Origin of the sequence: Streptomyces adelaidensis (assembly GCF_016598475.1) — a bacterium.
Lineage (GTDB): Bacteria > Actinomycetota > Actinomycetes > Streptomycetales > Streptomycetaceae > Streptomyces > Streptomyces adelaidensis.
In genome coordinates this window covers 96,684-121,931 of the sequence record NZ_JAEMUX010000019.1, presented here as the reverse complement: position 1 = coordinate 121,931, position 25,248 = coordinate 96,684, and the positions used below count along the sequence as shown (strand labels likewise).

Here is a 25,248-nt window from a genome sequence, read left to right as displayed (position 1 = left end):
GTACGTGATCATCTCGGACGAGACCTGGGAGCCGCCGCCCATGCCGCCACCGCCGCCACCGTCGGCCTGACCGTCGCTGGAGCTGCTGGAGCTGCTGGAGCTGCTGGAGCTGCTGGAGCTGCTGGAGCTGCTGGAGCTGCCCGTGCTGGAGCCGGAGTTGCTCGTCCCGCTCTGGGCGTTGCCGCTCTGGGCGGTCCCGCCCGGCGCCGTGCCGGTCGGCGCGCTGCCGCTGGGGCGCTGACCGCCGCCGCCCATGCCGCTCCCGGTGCTGGGGCCGGCCGTCGGGTTCGTTCCGTTGCCGCTCGCGGTGGTGGCCGCCGAGACGGAGTACGCGGCGGGGCCGGCCAGCAGGGCGACGACCGCCGCGAGGGAGGCGAGGCCGACCAGCCTGCGGCGGCGTGTGAAGCGTCCGAGGAGGAGCCCGATCACGGCGGTCGCGCCGGCGACCCCGGCCACGACCTCGGCGACGGTGTAGAGGGTCCCGGAGCCGGACACCCGCTGGAGCAGGACGACCGCCCAGACCGCGCTCACCGCGACCGCCAGCGGAAGCACCCACCCCCACTTCGCGACCGACTTCTCCTTGAAGGCGCCGTACAGCATGACCCCGCCCGCACCGGCGAGGGCCGCGATACCGGGGGCCATGGCGGTGACGTAGTACGGGTGGAAGGTGCCCTCGGCGAGGGAGAAGGTCAGGTAGTGCAGGACGAACCAGCCGCCCCAGAGCATCAGGGCCGCGCGCTTGGCGTCGGTGCGGGGCGCGCGGCCGCGCAGGACGAGCCCGGCGACGAGGGCGATGGCCGCGAAGGGGATCAGCCAGGAGATCTGGCCGCCCATGGTCTCGTTGAACATCCGGTAGATGCTCGCGTCGCCGCCGAAGCTCGCCCCGTTGCCCTGCGAGCCCGTCGACGAACTCGCCCCGAAGATCCGGCCGAAGCCGTTGTAGCCGATGACCAGGTCCCAGACCGTGTTGTCGGTCGAGCCGCCGATGTACGGGCGGGAGGAGGCGGGGACGAGGTCCACGACCACCATCCACCAGGCGCTCGACACGACCAGCGCGACCGTGCCGACGGCCAGGTTCCGGATACGGCGGCCCAGGCTGCCCCGGGCGGCCCACAGGTAGACGAGGAAGAAGACCGGCAGGACGACGTACGCCTGCATCATCTTCGTGTTGAAGGCGAAGCCGATCGCGACGCCAGACCAGACGAGGGGCATCATGCGGCCCGTGCGGACGGCCTTCATCAGGGCCGCCGCGCCCAGCAGCATCAGGAAGACGAGGACCGGGTCGGGGTTGGTGTCCCGGGTGATGGCGACCGTGATGGGTGTGAGGGTGAGCGCGAGCGCGGCGATCGTGCCCGCCACCGCCCCGAAGTCACGCTTGACCATCCGGTACAGCAGGGCCACCGAGCCCACGCCGACCGCGACCATCGGCAGCATCATCTGCCAGGTGCCGTAGCCGAACACGCGGGCCGACAGGCCCATCACCCACAGGGCGAACGGCGGCTTGTCGACGGTGATGAAGCTGCCCGCGTCCAACGCGCCGAAGAAGAACGCCTTCCAGCTCTGCGTGCCGCTGTAGACGGCCGTGTTGTAGAAGGTGTTGCCGGTGATGGAGGACAGGTTCCAGGCGTACAGCGCCGTGGCCAGGACGAGGATCGCCCACAGCGCCGGGCGGGCCCAGCGGGGGTCCTCCGGGGCGCCGGTGAACAGCCGCCGGGTACGGGCGGCGAGACCGCCCCCTGCTCCCGAGCCGGAGCCGGTGGGCGGTGCTTCGGCCCGGTGCCTCGGACTGTTGTCCCGCCCGGTGGCGGGCGGCGGGGCGAGGGTCGTCATGACGCGTACTCCATGTCCTTGATGCCCTGGGGGAGGGGGGCGGTGGTGGTCTGCGGGGCGGCCGCGGCCGGTGTCCAGGCGCGCCTCGTCCGGCGCGGTACGCCGGTGACGAGGACGCGGCGGCCGGCCGTCGCGCGGAGCATGCGGCCCATGCCCTTGAGGTCGTCGACGGCGGTACGGACGATGTCGACGCGGCTGTCGGGGTCGTCGACCCAGTCGACGGGGACCTCGTGGATACGGAGCCCGTTGCGCTGGGCCAGCACGAGGAGTTCGGTGTCGAAGAACCAGGCGGTGTCCTCGATGCGCGGGGCGAGCGCGCGGAAGACGTCGGCGCGTACCGCCTTGAAGCCGCACTGCGCGTCGGAGAAGCGCGCGGCGAGGCCCAGCTTCAGCAGCAGGTTGTAGGAGCGGGAGACGAACTCACGCTTGGCGCCGCGGACGACGTCCGCCTGCCGGTGCAGCCGGCTGCCGACGGCGAGGTCGCTGTGGCCGGAGAGCAGCGGCGCGACCAGCGGCAGGAAGCCTTCGAGGCCGGTCGACAGGTCGACGTCCATGTAGGCGACGACATCCGCCGTCGACCGGCTCCACACGTGCTTCAGCGCGCGGCCCCGGCCCTTGGCGTCCAGGTGGACGGCGTGGACGTGCGGCAGCCGGTCCGCCAGGGCGAGGGCCGCCTCCCAGGTGGCGTCCGTGCTCGCGTTGTCCGCGATCGTGATCCGGAACGGAAACGGGAAGGAGGCTTCGAGGTATGCGTGGAGACGACCGACACTGTCGGCGAGGACGTGCGCCTCGTTGTGGACCGGCACCACGATCTCGACCGAGCGCTGCCGGGCGCCTCCCGCGTTCTTTTCGTTCATGACAGCGACTGTCGAGGCCGCTTCTGGGGCGACGCTGTGCGAGTACTGAGGGAAGACTGAGAATCAGCGGACTCACAGTTTCCCCACAGGGTGGGGGCTCAGGACTGGTACGGCTGCTGCTGCGGCTGCCCGTACGACTGGCCGCCGTGGCCGCCCGCGTTCTGCGCCTGGAGCTGTTCCGCCTGCTCGGCGCCCACCTTCTGCTCCGCGCCGCAGAAGGTGCACTGCGTCTGGTACTTCGTCGAGATCGGGAACAGCGGCACGAAGAACAACGTGAACTTCGTGACCCGCTTCCTGAGCGTGTGCGCGGCGGGATTCCCGCACTGCCCGCACACCAGCGTCAGTATCGCGAGCTGGTACAGGTATCCCTTGGTGCCAAAGATGATCACGATCTCGATCCTTCCCCGGGGGTGTCTACAGACACAGTGCCATCAAGTGTGCCTGTGCCTCACTACTTCACATCGCCTGTGAAGATCGCTTCCTCGGAGTCGTAGTCGGGTGAGACCTCGACCTGGAGGAACGTTTCGTCCTTGGGTAGCTCGCAGCCCCACGGAACGGTGAGGGAGCGCCCGGCGAGGATGCGGGTGTCGGGCAGCCCGTCGAGCCCGTCGTCGTAGATCGCCTCCCCCTCCTTGCCCTCGTCGCCGTAGGCGCAGTCGACGGTCATCTCGTTGGCGTCGACCGTGACATCGGACCCGTTGACGATCTTGATCGTGAACTTGGCGTACGGCGTGTTCTCGGGCGCCGCGTAGTCGCTGGACACGCCGCGCTTGAAACCGGAGAGCGTGACCTCGACGTCGCTGTCGTAGATCACGGTGTCGTCGAGGGCGAAGACACCGTCGTCGTCGGTAGCGGTGTCGCTCGCCCCACCGGAGTCGCTGTCGCTGTCGGAACCGTCGTCGTCGCTGTCGGAACCGTCGTCGGCGGCGGTGGTGCCGGTGTCCTCGGCCGCCACGGTCCTGGTGACGGTGACCGTCGGCGCGGGCCCCGCCGCCCCGTCGCTGTCACCGCTCACCACGATGCCGGTCCCTATGACACTCGCGACGACGGCCACGGCACAGGCGACGACGACCAGATTCGTCCGGCTCCCACCCGGTGGCCGCGGCGGCTGCGGTGGCTGCGACGGCGGCATCGGCGGCCCGTAGCCCGGCATGGGCGGTGGCGTGATGTCGTTGCTCATGGTTCCCCCACGATGGTGCTGTTGAGGGATGAATCATGTCTTGGGGGAGCGGTTTTGGGGAGGGTGTGTGGCCGGATCGTGTCCCTGAGGTGCGGCTGCGTCCCGGTGACGCGAACCCGCCGGTCTCCCCGAACCCGCCGAGATGCCGCCGCCCACCTCCCCCGTGCCCGCCGCAACCGGGGACTTCGGAAGGCTTGTCCGATGCATCGTCGTACCAGGAAGATCGTCGAACGTGCGCCCCGACGAACTCGACGAACTCAGCGAACTGCACGAACTCCGCGAACTCAACGCTCCCGAACGGCGGTTGTGGGACTCCTTTCCCCGAGGACGCCCCGTCGACGTCCTGGACGACCCGGCGTCGGCGGAAACGGTGGTCCGGGCCGACGTCGTCGCGGCGCTGCTGCTGGGCGCCGGCGTCGATCACACTCCGGGTGACCGCCCCGCACTGCGCCTGACCGGCGCACAGATCACCGGCCGCCTCGATCTCCGCTTCACCGAGATCGCCGTGCCGGTCGTCCTGACCGACTGCCGCTTCGACGAAGCGCCCCTGCTGCGGGGCGCCCGGACCCGGGAGTTGGTCATGAGCGGCTGCGGCCTGCCCGGTCTCGTCGCCGACACGGCGCAGATCGATGCCCGGCTGGTGCTCTCCCGCTGCCGCATGACGGGGCCCCTCATACTCACCCGCGCCCAGATCAACGGCGATCTGGACCTGCGTGACACCGCGATCACGGTCGCCGGCGGCGAGGCCATATCCGCCGTCCACGCCAAGGTGGGCGGCGATGTGCTGTGCACCGACCTCGCTGTCGAGGGAGGCTTCCGGCTCTCCGGCGCGTCCATCGACGGCGAGTTCGACCTGGAAGGCGCCTCGCTGCGCAACCCGGGCGGCCACGCCCTGGACGCCTACCACGTCCAGATCGCCGAGGACTTGACCTTCCACCCCGGATTCAGCGCCGAGGGGCGGATCATCCTCTCCGGCGCCACTGTCGCGGCCGCCATCGGCTTCTGCGGTGCCAGGCTGAGCAATGCCGGTGACATCGCCCTGGAAGCGGTCGATGTCACGGTCAGCCGCAACGTCGACCTCGGCCGTGGTCTCACCGTCGACGGCGGCATCGAACTCGACGGCACGCGTGTCGGTACGGAACTCAGCTTCCGCGACGCCGCACTGGCCCACGCCGACGGCACCGCCCTTTCCCTGCGCGCGACCCAGGCCCGGGAGACCGACCTGCGCACCCGGCGGCCGATCGACGGCGTGGTGGACGCCCGCAACGCCCGTCTGGGCACGCTGTACGACGCCCCGGACACCTGGCCCGCCGACCTCCGGCTGGCCGAGACGACGTACGACGCCCTCGCGTCCCCCCTGTCGGCCGACGAACGGATCCGATGGATCCGCCGCACCACCGGCGGCTACCTCCCGCAGCCCTACGAGCAACTCGCCGCGGCCTACCGCAGACTCGGGCACGAGGACGAGGCCCGTACGGTCCTCCTGGCCAAACAGCGCCACCGCCGCACCACCCTCTCCCCGCACACCCGCGCCTGGGGCCACATCCAGGACGTAGCCGTCGGCTACGGCTACCGGCCCGCCCGTGCGGGCCTGTGGCTGCTGGCTCTGCTCGCCTGCGGGGCGCTCTTCTTCGGCCTACGCCCCCCAGCACCGCTCGAAGCCGGCAAGGCCCCCGACTTCAACACCGTCTTCTACACCCTCGACCTCCTGGTACCGATCATCACCTTCGGCCAGGAGAACGCCTTCGCACCACGAGGCACCGGCCAGTGGCTCGCCTACGGCCTGATCGCAGCCGGCTGGATCCTGGCCACCACCGTCACCGCCGGAATCTCCCGCGCGATCAGCCGCCAGTGACGTCGGGAGTGATCTGCGGAAACGTCGACCACGAGACGCCTTGCCCGGGGAAACGCCCCTGGCGTGGCGGTCAGGCCCAGGGGCTGGCCGCCGTGAAGGAACTGTCGGCGCGGAAGGTGGCACTGTCCTGGTAGGGGTCGACGCGCAGCTCGTAGTTGTAGTGGCGGAGGTAGCGGCCGGTGTAGTTGTACGACTCCAGGCTGACCGAGCCGGCGGCCGAACCGGGCCGGGCGCAGTAGGTGGCGTCCTTGTTGAAGAGCGCCGTGCCGTTGCTCGCGTCGAAGCGGATCCGGAAGTCCAGGTGGCGTAGGTAGCGGCCTGAGGAGTCACGGAAGGAGTAGCAGTTGGAATCGGCCAGGCCGGGGACGACGGTGTAGGTGGCGCTCTGCTTGACCGCCGTGGTGGCGGCGGACGTCACCGGGTCGAGGTAGCCGCGGCTGTCCGACCGTACGACGGCGTAGCGGCCGGGGAAGTTGACCGACTGGAGCGAGCGGGTGGTGTTCGTCGGCAGGGCGGTGCCGGTGGTGACCGGGGCGATGCCGCTCAGGGTGGGGACGACCTTCTTGATCAGGCCGGCGGAGTCGAACTCCAGCTTGTCGATGGTGGTTTCGCGGTGGGTTCCGTCACCGCCGGGGATGGCGAAGCGGTGGTAGGCGATGTACCACTCGTCGGTGCCCGGTACCTGGACGACCGAGTGGTGGCCGGGGCCCTTGATGCCGAGGGAGAGGTCCTTCTCCAGGATCACGCCTTGCTTGGTCCAGGGGCCGGTGGGCGAGGAGCCGGTGGCGTAGGCGACGCGGTAGTTCTCGTCCCGGGTGTCGTTCTCCGACCACATGAGGTAGTAGGTGCCGTCGCGCTTGACGACGAAGGAGCCCTCGTTGTAGCCGCTGGGGGTGATGTCGGTGACCTTCGAGGCGTCGAAGGAGGCCATGTCGTCGCCCAGCGGGACGACGTACGCGTGGCCGTTGCCCCAGTACAGGTACGACTGGCCGTCGTCGTCGGTGAAGACGGCGGGGTCGATCATCTGGCCGGTGAAGGCGCCGCGGGCGATCAGCGGCTTGCCCAGGGGGTCCGTGAACGGGCCGGTGGGCGAGTCGGAGACCGCGACGCCGATGTTCGTGTCGGCGGAGTAGTAGAAGTAGTACTTCCCGTTCTTCGCGGTCATCGTCGGGGCCCACGCCCGGCTGTCGGCCCAGCTGATGTCGGGACCGAGGTCCAGGATGACGCCGTGGTCCGTCCAGTGGACCAGGTCCTTGGAGGAGTACGCCTTGAACTTCGTGCCGCTCCAGCCCGCGAAGCCGTCGGTGGTCGGGTACATGTAGTACGTGTCGCCGAACCGGACGATGTTCGGGTCGGCGGTGAGCCCAGGAAGCACCGGGCTCCTCATGATCAGCGCCTCGACCGTCCAGGTGCGCTTCTCGCCGTCGGAGCCGGTCACCTCGTACGTGAGTGGCTTGGTGAAGTCGCGCGGGGTGCCGGAGGCCGGGCTGATGGACGCGCCCTGGGCAAGGGTGAACTGCGGGGCGAGCGCGGTGAGGTCCGTGCCCTCCTTCACCGGCAGCGTGATCTTGCTGTCGGCGTCGTCGACGATGGCGTCGATCTTCAGTGAGGGGTGGGTGGCCGCGGCGATGCCCGTGGTGTTGCCGCTGAGTTCGAGGACCTCGCCGGGCGGCAGCGCGCGGTTGTAGACGCGGAAGTCGCGCATCCTGCCCTTGAAGAGCTTGTCACTGCTGAAGAGCGACTTGCCGATGTAGTCGGCCGTGGTGATGCCTGACCCGATGGAACCGGGCGTGACGGTGACCGACGCGTTGCGGGCCACCTCCACGCCGTCCTGGTAGAGAACGCCCGTGGTGCCGGTCTGGGTGTAGGTGACGTGCTTCCAGACCGAGCGCGGCAGCGCGGCGGAGGTCCGGGTGTTCTGCTCGGTGGAGAAGTTCCCGGAGGCGACGGCGGTCCGCAGCGAGTCGCCGGTGGCGAACAGGTACCCGTTGCCGGCGCCGTCGCTGGTGTTGCCGAAGCCGTAGAGGAAGTACGGCGTGGCCTGGGCGGCGTCGATCCGCACGTCCATCGAGACGGTGATCGAGTTCATGCCGCTCATGATGTTGTCCGGCACCTTGATGTAGGTGTCGGACCCGTTGAACGTGAGCCCTTCGGCACCCGACCAGCCCGCGGTGCCGTTGACGGTTCCGTCCCGGCCGTTGCCCGAGGCGTCCACCGCGACGGTGCCCGAGGTGGCGTCGAGTTTGTACCAGAGGGCCAGACCGTCGGTGATCTCCGCCGCCTGGGCGGGGGCCCCCGGGCCGACCACGCCCACCAGGAGCGAGACGGCGGCGACGGCGGCCAAAGCGCCCGGCCGGAATCTTTGGCGCCACTGAGGTCTCACGCTGTGCATGGGTTCACATCCCGTGAAGAAGACATGCCTGAGGAGGGGTTCGAGATTTCGGCCGAGGTGCTGACGTTCCGCCCGAATGACATCGCGTTGTGTTGCGCGAGTGTGAATGGGAATACGAGTCAGCGTCAATAGTTTCGAACGACGTCCGACAGGTCGAACGGCAGCGACCTGGCTGGACGGTTCGTCGGCACCCTCTCTGCCGAACGCGTCAGTAACGCCCCGAGCTTTCTTTTCCCGGCCGTCTTGACACGTTCTTACCGTCGCTATAGCGTCTGGCCGAATTTCCAGAGGCCATTCTGTATATCGAACAATGAGCCGTCGGTCCTCGCCCCGCTCACCCCCGACCTGCGCATGCGACTGCGCCGCCTTTTCACGGACAAGGCACTTACGCTCCACGGCACGAACAAGGATGTTTCTGTCATGCGCATTTCCACGGCGTGGATGCCGGGGAGCTCTTCTCGCGTCCGCCGACTGTCCGCCACCACGACGGCTCTCGCCGTCCTCGGCGTCCTCGTCGGCGGAGCGACGGTCGGGACGGTGGCGGCCGCACCCGAAGCGCAGGCGGCTACGGCGACGTTCACGAACCCGCTCAACAGTTCCGGCGCGGACCCGTACATGACGTACTACAACGGCAACTACTACGAGATGACGACGCCGTACAGCGGGCCGTTGACGATGCGCAAGGCGCCCACGATCGAGGCGCTGAAGGCGGCCGCGCCGGTGCCCGTGTTCAGTGCCCACGCCGCCGGCCGTGACCGCTTCGTCTGGGCCCCGGAGATGCACCTGCTGGACGGGCCCAACGGCAAACGCTGGTACATCTACTACTCCGCCGGTACGGGCGACATCGAGGACCAGCGCGTGCACGTGCTGGAGAGCGCCGGCACCGACCCGCTCGGCCCGTACGCGTACAAGGGCATGATCTTCGGTGCGAACGACTGGTGGGGCATCGACGGAAGCGTCGTCACCATCAACGGCCGGCTGTACCTCACCTGGTCGGGGGTGCCGACGCCGCAGTGGGCCGGATCCGATCCGAGCATCTACATCGCCGAGTTGAACGATCCGTGGACCGTGACCGGCTCCCGTACGCGGATCTCCACCCCGACCTACTCCTGGGAGAAGCAGGGCGCCCCGATGAACGAGGGCCCGGTCGCGGTGCAGCACGACGGAAAGACGTTCCTCACCTATTCGGCGAGCGCCTGCCAGGGCCCGGACTACAAGCTGGGCCTGCTCACCCTGAGCGGCGGCGACCCGCTGAACGCGAGTTCCTGGGTCAAGAGCGCGGAGCCGGCCTTCCAGCGCGATGACGCGGCCGACGTGTACGGTCCGGGCCACAACGGCTTCTTCCGGTCCCCGGACGGCACCGAGGACTGGATCGTCCACCACGCCAACTCCTCCTCGTCCCAGGGCTGCGGCACCACCCGTACCACCCGGATCCAGAAGATCACCTGGAACGCGGACGGGTCACCGAACCTCGGCGTGCCGGTGGCCACGGGCAGCGCGCTCACCGTCCCGTCCGGCGAGCCCACGGTGACGTACTACCGGCTGACCAACCGCAACAGCGGCAAGGTCATGGACGTCCAGGCACCCAACACCGACGACGGCGCGAAGATCGGCCAGTACGCCTCGAACGGCATGCCCTGGCAGAAGTGGCGCTTCGTCGACGTGGGCGACGGCTACTTCCAGATCGAGAGCCTCAACAGCGGCAAGTGCCTGGACGTCAGCGGCGTGTCCACCGCCGACGGCGCCGGCCTCATCCAGTACCCCTGCCACTCCGGCCGGAACCAGCAGTTCCAGTGGGTCGCCGCCGACGGATACAACCAGCTCGAAGCCCGCCACAGCGGCAAGTGCGTCAACGTCGTCGGCGCCTCGACCGCGGACGCCGCCCCGCTCGAACAGCGAACCTGTGGCACCGCCACCAGCTCCCAGTGGTCACGCACGTGAAAGCCAGAGAAAGACAGGAAACGCCCATGCGCGCTCTACTCTCCAGACTGTCGGCGATATTGGTCGCCGCCTGTCTGCTCTTCACCTCCCAAGCCCTGATCACACCCGAGCGGGCCGCCGCCGCCGACCCGGGCTACCTGATGGTGCACTTCACGGGGGAGGGGTCGACCAATCAGCAGATGTACCTCTCGCACAGCACGGACGGCGTCAACTGGTCCGACCTCAACGGTGGCGGCATGGCCCTGCGCTCCACGGTCGGCACGAAGGGCGTGCGCGACCCCGCACTGGTGCGTTCTCCCGACGGCAGCAAGTACTGGATCATCGCGACCGACCTGTGCATCGACTGCGGGCAGACGTGGAGCTCGTCCATCAACAACGGCAGCCGCAACCTCGTGGTGTGGGAGTCGACCGACCTGGCCACCTGGTCGGCGCCGCGGCTGCTGAACGTCGCCGGCGCGATCCCCGACGGGCGCAACGCGTGGGCGCCGGAGGCGATCTGGAACCCGGCGACCAACGACTACGTCCTGTACTGGGCGACGAACGTGCCTCTCAACGGCGTGACGAAGCACCGCATCTACTACGCCCGCACCAGCGACTTCCGCACCATCACCACCCCGCAGACCTACATCGAACGCCCCGGCGCGCAGGAGATCATCGACACCCAGATCATCGAGGTGCCGTCCGGCGTCGGTAACTACCGCTACGTACGGGCCTCCGGCGACGGCCAGATCACCCTCGAAGGCAGCGACTCGATCCTCGGTACGTGGACCAACCTCGGCAACCTCTCCGGTATCGGCCTCACCGGGTCGATGGTCGAGGGCCCGATGTGGATGAAGTTCAACGGCACCAACAAGTGGGGCCTCTACCTCGACCAGTACGCCTCGGGCGGCGGTTACATGCCGGTCCTGACGACCGACCCGTCCAACCCCGCCGCCTACCAGAAGCAGACGTCGGGAAGCTACAACATGGGCGGCACCAAGAAGCGCCACGGCTGGATCCTCAACCTGACGGCCGCCGAGGAGACCCGCGTCCTGGCCCGCTTCGCCAACACCCCGGCCAACCGGCTCCAGTCGTACAACTTCCAGGACCGGTACGTCCGTCACAGCAACTTCGACGTACGCATCGACCAGAACATCACCAACGACGACGCCAAGTTCAGGCTGCGGCCCGGACTGGTCGGCTCCGGCACCGTCTCCTTCGAGTCGGTGAACTTCCCCGGGTACTTCCTGCGGCACTCCGGATTCGACTTCCAGCTCGTCCACAACGACGGCACCAGCCAGTTCGCCCAGGACGCCACCTTCAACAAGGTCGCCGGCCTCGCCGACGCGACATGGTCGTCCTTCCAGTCCTACAACCACCCCGACCGCTACATCCGCCACTACGCGTACGAGCTGAAGCTCGAGCCGATCACCAACGCGACGGGGCGCGGCGACGCCACCTTCCGCGTGACGAGCTGACCCGCACCGACAGCGATGCCGGCGCCCACCCTCCAGCGGGGAGGGCGCCGGCATCCCGCCCGTGAGCCATCCGGTACGCAGGATCCTGCGTCCGAGTATTTCCGTCCTCAGTGCCCAGGGTCCACATCACCGGGGGAGAGTGCCGTCGGCCGGAGCGCTGGTCCCCGCCCGGCGGTGGTGACCTACGCACGCAAGCGCTCAGCGGCCCGCCGCAGGGTCCAGCGGGTCCAGCCACCGCGGCGCGGCGTGAGGCATTTCTGATCTCCTGGTGCGGATCTCCTACGCGCCACTCACGCATCCGGCGGCCATGGGACGTCCAGGACGTGGACCATGCCGCCGTGCGGCGGCGTCGGCTGCACGGCGGTGATCAGCCGCCGAAGGCGGGTGCGTTGTCGTGTGCCCAGTCGGCGAAGGTGAGTGCGGGCCGGCCCACCAGGTCTTCCACCGTGCTGGTGGTGGGGCCCGGCCGGTCGGCGTAATCGGCGAGAGAGCCGAGCAGCCGGGCGGGGATTTCCTCGGGCAGCCCCTGGGCGAGCATGCCCTGCCGTACCTGCTCGGGCGGGAGCTCCTGGAAGGACAGCCTCCGGCCTGTGGCGGCGCCGATGAGCCGTACCTTCTCGACCTGGTCCAGTGACTGCGGCCCGGTCAGTGTGTGGACCGCCTTCATGCGAAGGCTGCCCCGCAGAGCGCGTACGGCGACCGCCGCGATGTCGGTCTCGTGGATGGGAGAGGTGGCGGCACGGCCGTACGCACCGCGCACCACGTCACCGGCCCTGATCTGGGGTGCCCAGGCCAGCGCGTTGGCGGCGAAGTCGGCCAGGCGGAGGATCGTCCAGTCCAGGCCCGAGCGCATGACGAGTTCCTCGGCCTGCTCGAACTGGGCGGCGAAGCGGGCCTCCCCCGCCGGGTACTCCACGGTGGTGGCCGACAGCAGCACCGCGCGCCGTACGCCTTGCTCGGCGGCGAGCCTCAGCAGTTCGCCGAGGCCGGGACCGGCGGCGCGCGGGCTGATCTGCAGTGCTTCCACTCCTTCCAGCGCCGCCTCGATCCACTCGGGGTGGAACAGGTCTCCGCGGACGGCTGCCACACCGTCGGGGAGCGGGGCCTCGCCGTTTCCACGCGTGACCGCGGTGACGGCCGTGCCCTCCTGCGCCAGCTGGTTCATCACCTGACGTCCTACGACGCCATTGGCTCCGGTGATCAGGATCATGATGGTTACCCCTTCGCTCGATGCGCGGATGTGTTGGGGCGAGGTGCGGTCACCACGCGACGGGGCCGAGGCGGTCGATGAAGATCCCGGTCGGGCCGTCCGCGTCGAGCGTCGCGAGTCCGACGATCGAGTCGGTGCCTTCGGTGACTGTCAGCCGGCCGGTGCGGTTGTTCCGGATGTTGATCAGCACGTCCAGCCGGTCGGTGTGCTCGCGGACGAGTCGTACGGCGTCGGCCACCGACGTGTCGGAGGTGACGTCCAGCGGGACCATGACCACCTTGGCGCCGAGTCCCTTGTTGGCTCCGGTGATCAGCACTGAGGTCCGTACCGAATCGATCATGTCCATGTCAGCATCCGTTTCGAGAGGCGGATGGTGGGTGAGTTGCCGCCGACGTGCCTACGCCACCGGCGCTTTGGGCGGCGGGGAGCCCGCGAGCGGGGACGAGTCCATGTACCTGACCTCGTAGACGCGTTCGCTGAACTTCCAGCCGTCAGGGGTGCGCTCGTAACGGTCGTGGTAGAGGGCGTAGTTCAGGTGCGAGCTGCCGTCACGCATCCGCCCGAACTCCTGGATGTACGCACGGCCGACCGCGGTGTCGCCGTCCAGCCGGATGACGCCCGGATGGACGTTCTGCACGAAGAACTCCCAGAGCCCCTGCCCCCATTCGATCCCCGCGCGGATCTCCTCCTGGCCGGCGAACTCCTTGTCGATGTGCGGCCAGCGCATGGCGCCCTCGGGAGTGAACAGCGATGCGACACGGTCGTAGTCGCGCATCATCACCGCGTCGGTGATCTCGGCGCGCAGCGCCTCGATCTCGAAGCGGTCAGCGAGGGCCTGCATGTCACTCATCGATACCCTGCCTCGTCGACGATGGGTCAGGCGCGCTCCGCCTGCCCGGTGGGGTCTGTGTTTCCAGCATCGATGCAGGTCAGCGACCGAACAAGATAAGATTCGTGGGGCTATCCATAATGCGGGGGTTATGTATGGAGCTGCGCGAGATAGAGATCTTCCTGACGTTGGCCGAGGAACTGCACTTCGGCCGCACCGCCGAGCGGCTTGGTGTGTCCCAGGCCCGCGTCAGTCAGGCCATCAGCAGGCAGGAACGTCGCCTCGGCGTCGCCCTGTTCCACCGCACCAGCCGACGTGTGGCCCTGACGCCCGTCGGCCGACGCCTCCGCGAAGACCTCCAGCAGGCCGTCGACCTCCTCCACGCCGGGCTCGCCCGGGCCCAAGCAGCCGGGGCGGGCGTGGGCCAGACGCTACGGCTGGGCGTGTTCGGTCACGCCGGACACGAACTGCGCCCTCTCGTCGACGCGTTCCGCACTCGCTGTCCCGGCAGCGACATCCAGTTCGGTGAGATCAACGGCAGCGATCCGTTCACCGCCTTGCGCACCGGCGAGCATGACGTCCACGTGCTGTGGCTGCCCGTCGCCGAGCCGGATCTCACGGTGGGACCCACCGTACTGACCGGAGTCCGCGTGCTGGCCGTGTCGGCAGACCATCCACTGGCCGCACGCGGCGCCGCGTCGCTGGAGGACCTCGGAGACAACCGCGTCGTCGACTTCGGTCCCAACGCCCCCGAGTACTGGGTGGCGTCCATGGTCCCCACGCGTACGCCGCTCGGCCGACGCGTCCCGCGTGGGCCGGTCGCCCGGACCTTCCACGAGATCCTTTCGCTGGTCGCCTCCGGGGAGTGCGTCCAGCCGCTGGGCGAAATCGCCGCCCGATACAACAACCCCCCTGGCATCGTCTTCCTGCCCGTCCACGACGCCCCCACCCTCCAATGGGCTCTCACCTGGCGGTCAACCGCCGACAACCCGACCATCCGCGCACTGGCCGAAACGGCCGCGGACCTCGGCCCCATCGCGTTGTGACACCGTTGGGTCAGGCCCTCCTCTCCGCGTGGCAGGTGCGGCCCGGACGACGGCCGGACAGGGGGCTTCCGGCTGATGACCATCTCTGCTCGTCATGCCAGCCGTCGATGGCGGTGATGCGGTCCAGCGCTGCCTGCTGCTCGTCTCCGTCACGGCGCCGTGCTCGTCTTCGAGACGTTCGGCCAACTCCCGCAGTCGGTCCATGGCGTCCTGATGAGCGGCGGCGGCCGCGATGTAGCCGGACACGTCACGCGCGTCAACGCGCTCCTTGATCGACTCCACCAGTAAAGGGTGCGGTGGCGTAGTGGACCGCTGGTGGCCGTGAGCGTACGCCGCCGTTGATGTCAGCCGTGGATGTCAGGCAGGCCGAGGAACGATGCTCACTGCGCGGTAGGTGTAGCCGTCCTGCTTGAAGCCAGGGGCTTCCCACCGGAGATCGACACGTTGTCCCGGCGACAGCGTATGGAAGCCCTTCGTCTGGATGTCGGCGTAGTGGCCCCAACAACCGCCGGGCGTCTCGGGAGAGTCGAGTACCCCCCACCCTTCCTCGTCGTGCCACTCACGGACAGTCGCAGTCACCATGGACGGAATCTTACGGCTGCCTCTACGCCGACGCGCCCGGCACCTCAGCTTGGGAAGCTCGGGTCATCTACGGGTGGCTGCTGGGCTGACATGCGGCGGAGCGGCTACGGGGCCTGACTGATCGGCGGCCTGGCCCCGCCATTGCCCGTGGTTCCCCGCACGATCTGGCACGGTTCTGGCACAGCGACTCGTCGACCGATCTTCAGCGAGCTGGGGAGTCGACGGACGGGGCCGCCGCTGGGCCCCACCGGGCACGGCCCCTACGCCCCTCCGGCGAACGGATTGCCGTGTCCGGGAAGCTGCCCGCCCGGCGGCACATACCGCAGCCGCCCGCTCGGGTCGATCGCCGGTGTGAACCCGGCAGCCTGCAGTTGAGTGGCGTACTTGGCTCTGTAACGTCGGCTGTAGACGAGCAGGACGGGCAGCAGGGCCATGAGCGCGGCCCAGACGATGCCGACGATGGCGACCGCGGCGGTGTCCGCTCGCAGCCTGAAGCAGATGGCCGCGGCGGACGCGGTGAGGAAGAAGACCAGTAGCCCCATCCGCAGCTTGTCGGTGTACTGACTGCCGGTGTCGACCACCATGCGGGCCTTGAGGAGATCGATCGCGTCCGGCACGACGGGCGGCAGCGCTATACCCTCGCCGGCGTCGGGGTACCGCGCCCGGTTCTGCGCAGCGCGCTGCCGGCCCTGCGGGCTGAGGTCGGGCACGATGAACAGGGCGAACTTGTTGTCACCGGTCAGCTGCAGGTCCGCGTACTCGTACCCGAACTGCTCGGCGATGAAGGCGAGTCGGGCGAGGCGCTTCCATGACCACGCGGAAACGGTCATCTGAACGGGCTCCCCGCTTGCCATCTCCCGCAGCATCTTCCGTACTTTCCTCTTGCTCACTGGCGCCCCCTGTCACTCACAGTCCCATGCAGTCTGCCACTAGCGACATGCTCATGCCGGACAGGGCGGAACCGGATCGGCGCGGCCCTGGCAGCCGCCACTGGGCGTGCCTCGCGCGGCGGAGCACCTTTGAGCCGGCGACGGTGTCCTGAGCCCGGATGCCCTGTGCTCGCCAGTCGGTAGGAGCCGTGCAGCTCCACAGCCACTTGATCCGGCTCATGCCGCCCTGCGTCGGGCCGTCCGCTCACGCATCGCTCACGCATCGCTCACGCATCGCTCACGCATCGCTCACGCGCTGCCGGCTGCTCTGCAGCGCGTGGGTCAGATCTGGCCGAGGTCGATCTCCACCGGGAAGGGGGCCGCTACCTTCAGGACGCCGGTGAACACGTCTCCGTCCCGGTAGGTCTTCGTCGCGGGGTCGAGAACGTAGGTGTACACGAGGGGAACGCCTGTCGCGGCCTGCTCGATCCGCCAGTAGAAGCCGATGCCTGCCTTGGCGTACTGGTCGACCTTCACGATCCGGTCGGTGGTCTCCGAACCCGGCGACACCACCTCCGCGACCAGCAGCACGTGCTCAGGACGGGTGGGGTTGATGTCGATCGTGTCTGCGCGGTACACGACGACGTCCGGGCGGCGATTGGTGAGCGGGACGTCTTGAAGGCGGACGTCGAAGTCCGTGTCGGCGTTCCACTCCGGGCCCGCGGTGGCATCCAGGGAGTTCGCCAGAATCCGGGCCAGACGGTTGTGCCGCTTGGACGCACTCGGACTCACGACGACCATCCCGTCCACGATCTCGATACCGGCGCACTGCTCTTCGGACCAGGACTCGTACTCTGCCGCCGTGATCTGCTCATGCATCCACGCAGGGGCCACCATCTCGGCCGTCATGAAGCACCTCCCGGACGCTGTTCTGCGGACCCGATCCCACTGGACTCAGCGTACTGTTTGACGTCCGTCCGGCATGCTGATCTCGCTCACACCCCTCCCCGTCGGCTGGCATCCGATCAGCCGGCCCACGACAAGTGAGGAGGCGGCGCGGTGGATTGTCACCAGGGGACGGAACAGGTCGGCGGCACCTCTGACCTGGTGACCAACGCGAGGAGCGCGGCAGCGGCCGGCCCGGCGCTCTGCTGATCGCCGGCGGCGTGGGGGATCACGTCGGTGCCGGGCCATGCTGGAGGAGGCGACTGGCGACGCCGTCGTGCTGTACCGGGTTCGCAGCGAGGCCGACGCCGTGCTGTTGAACGAGGTACGCCACCTGATCGCGCGACGGGACGGACGGCTGTGCATGCTCACCGGCAGAATCGGCGAGCGCGGCGCCCCACCGCCGTTCGGCTCGGACAGCCTGCACCACATGGTCCCCGACATCACCGAACCAGACGCGTACGTCTGCGGCCCGCCCGCCATGACCACGGCCGTGCTCGTCGGCCTACGAGACGCGCAGGTCCTCGCGAGACAGGTACATGCCGAGAAGTTCGGCCTGCCCCGAACCGGAAAGGGGCCCGACGCCAGACCTGCGCATACGGACCCGCTACAAGCCGAGCACTACCCGTCGCTCACGCAATCGGCCCCGGACGAGGAGTCCAAGGCCGAACAGAGCGCCTCCCCAGGGGAGAAACCCCAGGTCAGCGACGTATCGCGCTGTGCCCCCGGCAGGATTCGAACCTGCGACACCCGCTTTAGGAGTTTTCCCTGGGTGGGGCTGTGGCCTGCGTAAACGTCTGCTGCTAGCTGTCTTGCCTGGGGAAACTCCACTCGGCGGTTCTCACGTGTTCGCGAGGCTTCCCGGCCTCATGTGTGCCGAATCCGTTCTGGACGGGCTGGCGGCAGCGACCTTTTCGGGCGGGTGGAGGTGGCAGCGCGGCATGGGGCGGCGCAGCTCCGAGGTCCGCGGCGGCTTGCGTTATGTACTTGGAGGTATATACCGTTGATTGCATGACGGAGCGGTGGGAGATCGAGATCGAACCCGAGGTACGGGATTGGCTGGAGCTGCTTCCGTTCCGCCTCTATCGGCGGGTCGAGGACAAGACGGACCGACTGCTGGACGAGCCGACGACCCTCGGCGAGCCGTACTCGCGGCACCTGGGTGGCAAGCTACGTGAGCTCCGCTTCGAGTTGGACGGCGAAGCCGTACGCATTCCGTACTGGCTCGCGCCCGGGAAGCGGATCGTGCTGCTGACGGTCTTCCGTAAGACGAGGATGCGTGAAGCGGCGGAAGTCGAGCGTGGGCACCAGGCCCAGAAGGTCTGCGAGGCCGAGCATGGCCATGCCGAGCACAGGTACGAGCGGCGCAAGGAGAGCTGATGAATCACAGCACGTGGAGGACGCGCCGGATCCGGCAGCTTGCGGGCGAGGCGGTGGAGTACGACCAGGAGTACGTCGACGCGCGGCTGGCCGGCGATCTTGGGCAGGCGGTCTACAACCGTCGGATCGAGCTCGGCCTGTCCCAGGCGGAGCTGGCAGAGCGGGCCGGGATGACTCAGCCCCAGGTCTCCCGGATGGAGGGCGGCGACACCGTACCGACTCTCCCGCTGCTGCGGCGCTTGGCCAAGGCCCTGGACGGCACACTGAACCTGACCATCGACGAAGGCGACTCGCATGTCACCTTCACCCCGCACGCCGCCTGAGCCTCTGGCAAGCGGCCGTCGGCCCTGGATCCCGAAGGGCACCTACGAAAGTCCGTAGGTGCCCTCTTCTCTCTGTGCCCCCGGCAGGATTCGAACCTGCGACACCCGCTTTAGGAGTGGGGTCGAATCTCTGCCGGGTGGTGCTTGGTTGTGCCGCGTGGTGCTCTTCTGCCTGATCGGCGCTGCGTGGCACGGCCGGCTCATCCGACTCAGGACTGCTCCTGTTACGCAGTCCGCTCACGCGCCGCTCACGCATCCGGTGACCGTGGGGCGTCCATTGGCGGACCATGCTGGGGCGCGGAAGGCTGACCTTCTCCCGTGAGTGCACCGGGGGAGTAGCATCTCTCCGACTCCCATCCTGTAACTAACGTTAATGTTGCCAACTGTGATGTTAGTATCTGCGGGTTGCGTGGCACTGGGGAGGCAGCATGGCAGATTTCGTGGGCAGGCGGCACGAGCTCGAGACACTGGATCGCGAGCTCGGCAAGGTGACGGCCGGGGTCGGTGGGGAGCGGCCCGGGCGGTGCGTGATGCTTCGAGGGCGCCGCCGGGTGGGTAAGTCGCGGTTGGTGGAGCGGTTCGCCGAGAGGTCCGGTGCGCCGTTCCTCTTCTTTGCCGCCACAGGAGCGTCGCCGGGGGCGGACCTGGAGCGGCTCGGCCAGGATGCGCGGTCGTCCAGCCTTCCGCTGGCGAATCTGCTGTCCGCGGCCCGCCCGGCGAGCTGGGATGCGGCCTTCGACGTACTGGCGGCGGCACTGCCGCACGACCGGGCGAGCGTGGTGGTCATGGACGAGGTGCCCTATTTGATGGATGCGGAGGGCGCCTTCGAGGGCATGCTTCAGCGGGCCTGGGACCGCGTGCTGGAGAAGAAGCCGGTTCTCCTGGTGCTCATCGGTTCCGACCTGTCGATGATGGAGGCGCTGAACAGCTACGGACGCCCGTTCCATCAGCGTGGACGGGAAATGGCGCTGGGTCCGCTCAACCCGGCGGAGGTGGGCGAGATGCTCGGCCTCGATCCTGCCTCGGCCTTCGATGCGGCCTTGATCACCGGTGGACTGCCTCTGATCTGTGCGGAGTGGACGCGCGGCGCCGGAATGTGGGAGTTCCTGCAGGCGGCGCTCAGCGATCCGGTCTCGGCCTTGCTGGTGTCGGCGGAGCGCTCGCTTGCTGCGGAGTTCCCCCAGCAGGTCCAAGCCCGCACCGTCCTCTCGGCGATCGGCAGCGGTGAGCGGACGTTCTCCAATATTGCCCGCGCCGCCGGCGGGATCGGGGCGACCCCACTACAGCGGTCGCTGGGGATCCTTGTGGACAAGCGGGTGATCGCGGCGGAGCTTCCCGTGTCCACGCGGCCTTCGAAAGATCGTCGCTACCGGGTCGCGGATCCTTACCTCCGCTTCTGGCTGAAGCTCCTGGGTCCGTCGATGGACGAGATCGAGCGGGGCCGGGGTGACTTGACGCTGCGGCGCATCCGTGAAAGCTGGACCAGCTGGCGTGGCAGGGCCATTGAACCTCTGGTGCGCGAGGCGCTGGCACGGCTGCTGCCCGACGCGAACCTCCCCGCCGCCCCCGCCATCGGCGGGTACTGGACCCGTACCAACGATGTGGAGATCGACATCGTGGGAGCGGACCGCGCGCCGATCGCCAAGGAGCTGGTGTTCGTCGGCTCGGTGAAGTGGCTGGAGAACTCCCCGTTCGACCGGCACGATCTCGCGGCTCTGCACCGGCACCGCGCCGCGCTCACGCCTGCTCCCGTGCCTGTGATCGCTGTCTCGCGCAGCGGGACCGACTGCGCGGGGCTCGACGCTGCGTACGGCCCGGCGGAACTCCTCGCGGCGTGGCCCTCCTAGCATGCCGGAATACGTGCGGGTGCCAGGTGCCCATGGCCTGTCGCCCCAACATGGGTCGGCCGAGCCTCCGGCCCACTGCGACGGTGACGTCCTCCCGCTCACGCAAACGGCCCCAGACGAGGAGCCCGAGGCCGAATAGAGCGCCTCCCTGGGGGAGAAACCCCAGGTCAGCGGCGTAATGAGTTGTGCCCCCGGCAGGATTCGAACCTGCGACACCCGCTTTAGGAGAGCGGTGCTCTATCCCCTGAGCTACGAAGGCGGGGCTTGGGCGAAACCTTGCGCGGAACTCGGTGTACGGGTCGTGGCCAGGTCTCTCGGGCAAGCCCTGAGCGACCTGGGGCAGGTACTGCGGCGAGGTGGTGGGCGGAGCCCGCGTGACGCGCCGCAGCGCCCGCCGGGGCGCTCGATCCACAGGGTACCGGATCGGGGCTGCGACGGGCGCTGGTGTCTCGGAGCGGGGCGGAGGGGGCGGTCAGGCCGTGTGGCTGAACGTGGGGGCTCCCTCCTGGTGCGGTGCGCGGCCGGTCGAGTTCCGGGCGAGGACGAAGCCGGCCGGACACCCCGCCTCACCATCGGCCCCTGGTGGCCGAAGACCGTCCTGGACAGCCGGAACGGCCCTGGTCACACCGGGTGCGGCCGGGTTCCGCCGCCGGGGCGCTGAAGCAACTTCGGGTGGCTGCCAGGCCTCGACGCACTGGCGTCAGTCGGCACGCTCCAACAGCCGGTCAAGAGGGGCGAGGGAGGTTCGCCTGGCTGGTGGTGTGCATCTCACCGGGTATCTCCGGGCGCCAGAGATCCGGAGCCTGCGCCATCACGTCGGAGGGAGCCAGTTCCTGGCCCTTTCCCTCAACGGCAGCCACGGCCACCGTGGCCGACCGCAGTGTCCGGTCGATCTCGGACGAGACCTACATCGGCTGGAGCGGCGGCACGACCCTCGACAACGACCAGACGTACGTCCGTCTCGACGGGCCGTCCGCCTGGGTCGAGTTCTCCAACCAGTCCGGCGCTTCCACCGACGGCATCCACCAGCACACGATCTTCCGGGACGAGACTGCTGACTACGGCTGGGAGTGACGGTGTCCGGGACACACGCCGTGCGCCGACTCCTGGGTGTGCTCGCGCTCGCGGCAGTGATGCTGGTCGGCGGCCCGGTGCCGTCGGCCGGCGCCCATCCGATGAGCACCTCCGCTGTGCTGCTCGACGTCCACGAGGACCGCGTCGAGGGCGAGGTGCAGCTGCCCATCGACCGGCTGGCGATCGCAGTGCACCGCGAGCTCACGCCGGACAGTGTTCTCGGCGCCGACCGGTCTTTCCTGGAGCGGTACGCCGCCGAGCACATCGCCGCCGGAGGAGCCGACGGCACGTCCTGGACGGTGGCGCTCGGGACCCCGGCGGTCCGTACCATCGACGCGACAGCACACCTGGTCTACCCGCTGACGATCCGCCCACCGGACGGCCGGGTCACCGACTTCGACCTGAAGTACGACCTCGTCGTCGAGGAACTCCTCACCCACCGGGTCATCGTCACCGTCCGGTACGACTTCGATCGAGGCATCCTCAAGTCGGACGACGCCGAGACCCTCGGAGTTCTCGACTGGGACACCAAGAGCTTGAACGTCCCGGCCGGCGAGGGCTCATGGCTGCGGGGCTTCGTCACCACCGCGGGCCTGGGGATCGAGCACGTGGGCGAGGGCGCCGACCACCTGCTCTTCCTCCTCATGCTGCTCATACCGGCCCCGCTGGTGGAGGCACGCGGCCGATGGCGTACGCAGGAGGGGGAAGTGAGCACATTGGACACTGGATCGGATTCAGGGTCAAGGCTGCGTCTCATTTGCTGCCGCCTGCTCCGCCTCGCGCTGCTCCCACCAAGTGCCGCTGATTCGCTGCCAGTTGGCGCGGAGATCGAGGAGCAGGAGGCGGGCTCGCTCGCCGCTCCAGTCCGGCGGCAGCAGCGTCGGCGGTAGTCCCGGGTCGGCCAACAGCAGCCGCCGCCACTGATAGTTGAGGTGCAACAACTCGGCGAGCGCGTCGCCCGGTGTCTGCGGTCGGCTGTCGACGAACCGCTTGACGAAGGACTGGTACCGGTCGTTCAACTCCTGCACGTCCCATGCCTGGGCGGCCAGTCGGTGGCGTTCTCGGGGATCGTCGAGACGGGCGTGCAGCAGGGTGCCCGTCACCTGGTCGCCCAGGGAGCCCAGCACCCGGGGGGCCTCGTCCGCGTGCGAGGCGTGCGGACTGATCCACAGGTCCGGCCCGAGGGAACCGAATCCGGCCCAGCCCAAGGCGGTGTGCAGACGGCGCCGCAGCCGCCGGTCGCCCTCCGCAACGCTGGTGAGCAGCAACAGCCACTCACCGTCCCAGTCGTGCTCCGGCCCGGACGCGAACAGCCGTGCCTCGGCGGCGAGCAGATCCTCGCGGCCTCTCGGGGTGAGCTGCCACCGAGCCCGCCGGCCGACCCGCTCCGAGACCAGCACGCCGTCCAGGGCGCAGCGGCTCAGGGCCTTCCGGACGGCCTTGTCCTCGAACCCGACCAGGCCCAGGGCATCCACGAGGGTCTGCGTCCAGGCTCCGGCACCCTCGTCCAAGGCGTACTCACCCAGCACGAACAGCAGATAGGCATGGGCACTCGGCCCTCGCGGCGCGTCCGACGCCACGCCACCACTCGCCGTTGGTTCACCTTCACGGATGTCACCGAGCCCAGGTACCAGCCTCGCCACGTCGTCCTCCTCATCCCCTGCACTCCCCGCACGCGCTCACGCGGTTCACAGCACCCGGAGTTCTGGCAGGTGGCGGAACCGCAGTGGTACCTGGGTACCACTGCGGTCCCAAAGTGTCTCCCGTGGTCCCAGGGGTGGGACTGGTCGTGGCTCATAAGTTGGTGACACGGCCGACGAGCGCACGGAAGTCACGCAGAGACAGGGATCGACGCAGCCATGATCGAAGTACAGGAACTGACCAAGCGCTACGGCGACAAGACGGCGGTCGACGGTTTGAGCTTCGCCGTCAAGCCTGGTCAGGTGACCGGGTTCCTCGGGCCCAACGGGGCCGGGAAGTCCACGACGATGCGCATGATCATCGGCCTGGACCGGCCGACCAGTGGAACGGCGACGGTGGGCGGCAAGCGGTATGCCCGGCACGCCGCGCCCTTGCAGGAGATCGGCAGCCTGCTGGAGGCCAAGGCGGTCCACCCGGGTCGCAGTGCCTTCGCGCATCTCAAGGCCCTGGCCCTCACCCACGGCATTCCGCGTCGCAGGGTGGATGAGGTCATCGAACTGGCCGGTCTGCAGAAGGTCGCCCACAAGCGGGTCGGCGGGTTCTCCCTGGGGATGGGCCAGCGGCTCGGTATCGCGGCGGCGCTGCTGGGCGACCCGGAGATCGTGATGCTGGACGAGCCGGTCAACGGGCTGGATCCGGAGGGTGTGCTGTGGGTGCGCAACCTCCTGTCCTCGCTGGCCGACGAGGGTCGTACGGTGATGCTCTCCTCCCACCTGATGAGCGAGACCGCGTTGATCGCCGACCACCTGGTGATCATCGGCCGGGGCAGGATGCGCGTGGACACCACGGTCGAGGCGTTCATCGAGCAGGCGGGTGGCCGGGGTGTGAAGGTGTCCACCGCCGAGCCGGAGCGGTTGCGGCCGCTGTTGACCGGAGCGGATGTCACCGTCACGTCCACCACCGCCGAGGAGCTGGTGGTCAGCGGACTCGACTCGCGGCAGATCGGTTCGATCGCGCTGCAGCACGGGATCCTGGTCTACGAGCTCACGCCGCAGACGGTGTCCCTGGAGGAGGCGTTCATGGAGATCACCAGTGACGCCGTGGAGTACCAGAGCGCTCCCGTCGAGACCGCCACACAGAGGAAGGCCGCCTGATGACCACCGCAACCACTGACACCGCGGGCCGCACCTCGGCCCGGCCCACCTACAAGGTCACGCTGCTCGGAGTGCTCCGCTCGGAGTGGAGCAAGTTCTGGTCCCTGCGCTCCAGCTGGATCACCCTCGGTCTGGCCCAGGCCATGGTGATCGTCATCGGGACGCTGGCCTGCGCCGCCTACAGTCCGGGTTCCGGCGGTGAGAACGGGCCGCCCATCGGCGACAGCGCGCTCGGCCTGGCCCTGACCGGCGTGACGCTCGCCGCGCTCGCCGTCGGTGTGCTCGGCGTCCTGGTCGCGGCCGGTGAGTACAGTACGGGCATGATCCGCTCCACGCTGGCGGCCGTGCCCAAGCGGCTGCCGGTCCTGTGGTCCAAGGCCCTCGTGTACGGCGTGGTCGGCACGGCCGCGGCCACGATCGCCGTGCTGGGCGCGTTCCAGCTGGGCGGACTCACCCTCATGGACACCGACATCGCGCTCGGCTTCGGGGACGACGGTGTGCCGCGTGCGCTGTTCGGCGCGGGCGTCTACCTGGGCCTGGTGGGGATGTGGGGCGTGGCCCTGGGCGCGCTGGTCCGCTCCACCGCGGGCGGCATCGCCGTGCTGGCGGGTCTCCTGCTGATCGTGCCCGGTCTGGCCTCGCTGCTGCCGGACTCGCTCGCCGACAACATCACCCCGTACCTGCCCAGCAACGCGGGCAGCGCCATGTACGCCCTGGAACAGTCGTCGGATCTGCTCTCCCCCGGTGCCGGGCTGGTCGCGCTCGTCGGCTGCGTCGCCGTGACGCTGGCCGGGGCCGCGTACCGACTGGCCCGGACCGACGCCTGAGTGCCCGGG

22 protein-coding genes, 1 tRNA gene and 2 pseudogenes are annotated in these 25,248 nt (G+C 68.9%); 12 read left to right on the top strand and 13 right to left on the bottom strand.

Translation table 11 applies throughout. The features are described 5' to 3' along the window. The 4 genes from I8N67_RS14110 to I8N67_RS14095 all read right to left on the bottom strand — a co-directional run. Positions 1-1,830: ArnT family glycosyltransferase (locus I8N67_RS14110; RefSeq protein WP_200303396.1), on the bottom strand; the 1,830-nt coding region annotated here is incomplete at its 3' end. Further along, positions 1,827-2,687 carry a dolichyl-phosphate beta-glucosyltransferase gene (locus tag I8N67_RS14105; protein ID WP_200303395.1) on the bottom strand — a complete coding sequence of 287 codons (861 nt, stop codon included), beginning with the start codon at positions 2,685-2,687 and terminating at the stop codon, positions 1,827-1,829. The genes I8N67_RS14110 and I8N67_RS14105, both read right to left, overlap by 4 nt. A gap of 98 nt (positions 2,688-2,785) precedes the next feature. Next, positions 2,786-3,076, bottom strand: coding sequence for a zinc-ribbon domain-containing protein (locus tag I8N67_RS14100; protein WP_200303394.1), 291 nt, complete (start codon positions 3,074-3,076; stop codon positions 2,786-2,788). 62 nt (positions 3,077-3,138) lie between these two features. Beyond that, a complete protein-coding gene (locus I8N67_RS14095; RefSeq protein ID WP_200303393.1) occupies positions 3,139-3,867 on the bottom strand; it encodes a hypothetical protein in 729 nt (242 codons plus the stop codon). A 232-nt stretch (positions 3,868-4,099) separates the two neighbouring features. Between I8N67_RS14095 and I8N67_RS14090 the strand changes: the two genes are divergently transcribed. Beyond that, complete coding sequence (locus I8N67_RS14090; RefSeq protein ID WP_307835234.1) at positions 4,100-5,722, top strand: oxidoreductase; 1,623 nt, start codon at positions 4,100-4,102, stop codon at positions 5,720-5,722. A gap of 70 nt (positions 5,723-5,792) precedes the next feature. Here I8N67_RS14090 and I8N67_RS14085 read toward each other — a convergent pair. After that, positions 5,793-8,075: pseudogene (locus I8N67_RS14085) on the bottom strand (family 43 glycosylhydrolase); the annotation flags it as partial. Positions 8,076-8,534: 459 nt separating this feature from the next. Here I8N67_RS14085 and I8N67_RS14080 point away from each other — a divergent pair. Continuing rightward, complete coding sequence (locus tag I8N67_RS14080) at positions 8,535-10,055, top strand: family 43 glycosylhydrolase (protein ID WP_234045649.1); 1,521 nt, start codon at positions 8,535-8,537, stop codon at positions 10,053-10,055. Between the two features lie 26 nt (positions 10,056-10,081). Continuing rightward, complete coding sequence (locus I8N67_RS14075) at positions 10,082-11,512, top strand: glycoside hydrolase family 43 protein (protein ID WP_200303391.1); 1,431 nt, start codon at positions 10,082-10,084, stop codon at positions 11,510-11,512. A 367-nt stretch (positions 11,513-11,879) separates the two neighbouring features. On the opposite strand, the gene I8N67_RS14070 is transcribed toward I8N67_RS14075, so the two are convergent. The 3 genes from I8N67_RS14070 to I8N67_RS14060 are packed head-to-tail and all read right to left on the bottom strand — an operon-like array spanning position 11,880 to position 13,572. After that, positions 11,880-12,722, bottom strand: a complete 843-nt coding sequence (locus I8N67_RS14070) for an NAD(P)H-binding protein (protein ID WP_200303390.1) — start codon at positions 12,720-12,722, stop codon at positions 11,880-11,882. A 49-nt stretch (positions 12,723-12,771) separates the two neighbouring features. Next, positions 12,772-13,068 carry a Rossmann-fold NAD(P)-binding domain-containing protein gene (locus I8N67_RS14065; RefSeq protein WP_234045648.1) on the bottom strand — a complete coding sequence of 99 codons (297 nt, stop codon included), beginning with the start codon at positions 13,066-13,068 and terminating at the stop codon, positions 12,772-12,774. Positions 13,069-13,119: 51 nt separating this feature from the next. Beyond that, positions 13,120-13,572 (bottom strand): nuclear transport factor 2 family protein, encoded by a 453-nt coding sequence (locus I8N67_RS14060; protein WP_200303389.1) that lies wholly within the window; start codon positions 13,570-13,572, stop codon positions 13,120-13,122. Positions 13,573-13,706: 134 nt separating this feature from the next. On the opposite strand from I8N67_RS14060, the gene I8N67_RS14055 reads away from it, so the two are divergent. Beyond that, positions 13,707-14,597, top strand: a complete 891-nt coding sequence (locus tag I8N67_RS14055) for a LysR family transcriptional regulator (RefSeq protein ID WP_200303388.1) — start codon at positions 13,707-13,709, stop codon at positions 14,595-14,597. 357 nt (positions 14,598-14,954) lie between these two features. Here the strand turns inward: I8N67_RS14055 and I8N67_RS42595 are convergent, their stop codons facing one another. The 3 genes from I8N67_RS42595 to I8N67_RS14045 all read right to left on the bottom strand — a co-directional run bounded on the left by I8N67_RS42595 (position 14,955) and on the right by I8N67_RS14045 (position 16,957). Next, the gene (locus I8N67_RS42595) at positions 14,955-15,179 is read right to left on the bottom strand and encodes a cold shock domain-containing protein (RefSeq protein ID WP_234045647.1); all 225 of its coding nucleotides are present in this window, start codon (positions 15,177-15,179) and stop codon (positions 14,955-14,957) included. Between the two features lie 260 nt (positions 15,180-15,439). After that, positions 15,440-16,009, bottom strand: coding sequence for a hypothetical protein (locus tag I8N67_RS14050; protein ID WP_200303387.1), 570 nt, complete (start codon positions 16,007-16,009; stop codon positions 15,440-15,442). Between the two features lie 381 nt (positions 16,010-16,390). Then, positions 16,391-16,957: a Uma2 family endonuclease gene (locus tag I8N67_RS14045; protein ID WP_200303386.1), complete on the bottom strand. Its 567-nt coding sequence runs from the start codon at positions 16,955-16,957 to the stop codon at positions 16,391-16,393. A 283-nt stretch (positions 16,958-17,240) separates the two neighbouring features. Here I8N67_RS14045 and I8N67_RS14040 point away from each other — a divergent pair, with 283 nt between their 5' ends. The 4 genes from I8N67_RS14040 to I8N67_RS14025 all read left to right on the top strand — a co-directional run bounded on the left by I8N67_RS14040 (position 17,241) and on the right by I8N67_RS14025 (position 20,543). Beyond that, positions 17,241-17,786, top strand: a complete 546-nt coding sequence (locus I8N67_RS14040; RefSeq protein ID WP_200303385.1) for a ferric reductase-like transmembrane domain-containing protein — start codon at positions 17,241-17,243, stop codon at positions 17,784-17,786. A 218-nt stretch (positions 17,787-18,004) separates the two neighbouring features. Next, positions 18,005-18,373: a type II toxin-antitoxin system RelE/ParE family toxin gene (locus I8N67_RS14035; protein ID WP_200303384.1), complete on the top strand. Its 369-nt coding sequence runs from the start codon at positions 18,005-18,007 to the stop codon at positions 18,371-18,373. Next, a complete protein-coding gene (locus I8N67_RS14030) occupies positions 18,373-18,696 on the top strand; it encodes a helix-turn-helix domain-containing protein (RefSeq protein ID WP_200303383.1) in 324 nt (107 codons plus the stop codon). Before I8N67_RS14035 ends, I8N67_RS14030 begins: the two co-directional genes overlap by 1 nt. Before the next feature lie 428 nt (positions 18,697-19,124). Then, complete coding sequence (locus I8N67_RS14025; RefSeq protein ID WP_200303382.1) at positions 19,125-20,543, top strand: ATP-binding protein; 1,419 nt, start codon at positions 19,125-19,127, stop codon at positions 20,541-20,543. A 186-nt stretch (positions 20,544-20,729) separates the two neighbouring features. Here I8N67_RS14025 and I8N67_RS14020 read toward each other — a convergent pair. Continuing rightward, positions 20,730-20,802 (bottom strand) — tRNA-Arg (locus I8N67_RS14020). 608 nt (positions 20,803-21,410) lie between these two features. Here I8N67_RS14020 and I8N67_RS44195 point away from each other — a divergent pair. Then, positions 21,411-21,617, top strand: a complete 207-nt coding sequence (locus I8N67_RS44195) for a DUF3500 domain-containing protein (RefSeq protein ID WP_307835233.1) — start codon at positions 21,411-21,413, stop codon at positions 21,615-21,617. 59 nt (positions 21,618-21,676) lie between these two features. Further along, a pseudogene (locus tag I8N67_RS44990) lies at positions 21,677-22,264 on the top strand (HupE/UreJ family protein); the annotation flags it as partial. Between the two features lie 93 nt (positions 22,265-22,357). Here the strand turns inward: I8N67_RS44990 and I8N67_RS14005 are convergent. Then, positions 22,358-23,260, bottom strand: a complete 903-nt coding sequence (locus I8N67_RS14005) for a PaaX family transcriptional regulator (RefSeq protein WP_200303381.1) — start codon at positions 23,258-23,260, stop codon at positions 22,358-22,360. Between the two features lie 216 nt (positions 23,261-23,476). On the opposite strand from I8N67_RS14005, the gene I8N67_RS14000 reads away from it, so the two are divergent. Both I8N67_RS14000 and I8N67_RS13995 read left to right on the top strand, forming a co-directional pair. Further along, the gene (locus I8N67_RS14000) at positions 23,477-24,412 is read left to right on the top strand and encodes an ABC transporter ATP-binding protein (RefSeq protein ID WP_200303380.1); all 936 of its coding nucleotides are present in this window, start codon (positions 23,477-23,479) and stop codon (positions 24,410-24,412) included. Further along, positions 24,412-25,239, top strand: coding sequence for an ABC transporter permease (locus I8N67_RS13995; RefSeq protein ID WP_200303379.1), 828 nt, complete (start codon positions 24,412-24,414; stop codon positions 25,237-25,239). The genes I8N67_RS14000 and I8N67_RS13995 overlap by 1 nt, the downstream gene beginning before the upstream one ends. Positions 25,240-25,248 lie beyond the last annotated feature (9 nt).